Below are 680 nucleotides of genomic sequence, written 5' to 3'. Positions count from 1 at the left end.
AGCTTACTTTTTTATATTAATGTAAATATGACATAGAGCCAAAAAACTGAACCTCATTTTTACTATAGGCAATAACTCCTGTAAACGCAAAAGAAAAAGACCTCAAAAGGTCTTTTTCTAATGTGTTCCAGCAGGTCCTGGCGGGAAGACCAATTTCATTAAACGATCTTTCACTCCCGGAAGTCCCATGATGGAATTGACGAAAATTCGGCGCAAAATAGCATTTCTAAATAATACATTCAACGCTCGGTACCGATTTTGAAAAATAAAATATCCGCTAACTCCAATCATGATGATTGATATTATACGACCCATATTCATCCCTCCTTATTCTAGTTTGAGATGAATATATAAATTTTATCCATTTATGGTACCAACTAATAAGAGGAAAAGTAATCCTAATAATGCAGCTAGAAAACCCGATGAAAAGTTCACAATATCATTATTCATCATAATTAGCCCTCTTTTGTAAATGGTTCTTTTCCCGCAATGGTTACTTGCCTCTACTTCAGCCCCGCATATTTTGCACTGATAGACTACTTGGATAAAAGCCCCAAACATCGTATCTATTATATTCCCAACAAATCCAAACACGAAAATAATCAGGAGTCCAGTAAATGAAATAGGAAATAAATAAAAACAAAGGATCGCCACCGAAAAAGACCCACACAGAGCAGCAA

At 35.3% G+C, this 680-nt stretch carries 2 protein-coding genes; both read right to left on the bottom strand.

The window, feature by feature from the left end; genetic code table 11:
- Positions 1-117: 117 nt before the first annotated feature.
- Positions 118-315, bottom strand: coding sequence for a hypothetical protein (locus V7149_RS25015; protein WP_335348271.1), 198 nt, complete (start codon positions 313-315; stop codon positions 118-120).
- Between the two features lie 42 nt (positions 316-357).
- A partial coding sequence (locus V7149_RS25010; RefSeq protein ID WP_335348270.1) for a DUF92 domain-containing protein occupies positions 358-680 on the bottom strand: 323 nt, incomplete at its 5' end.

It is taken from the genome of Bacillus sp. JJ1503, from assembly GCF_036965125.1.
Classification (GTDB): Bacteria; Bacillota; Bacilli; order Bacillales; family Cytobacillaceae; genus Cytobacillus.
Note: the sequence above shows the minus strand (reverse complement) of the source record. Positions and strands in the feature narration are given on the sequence as shown.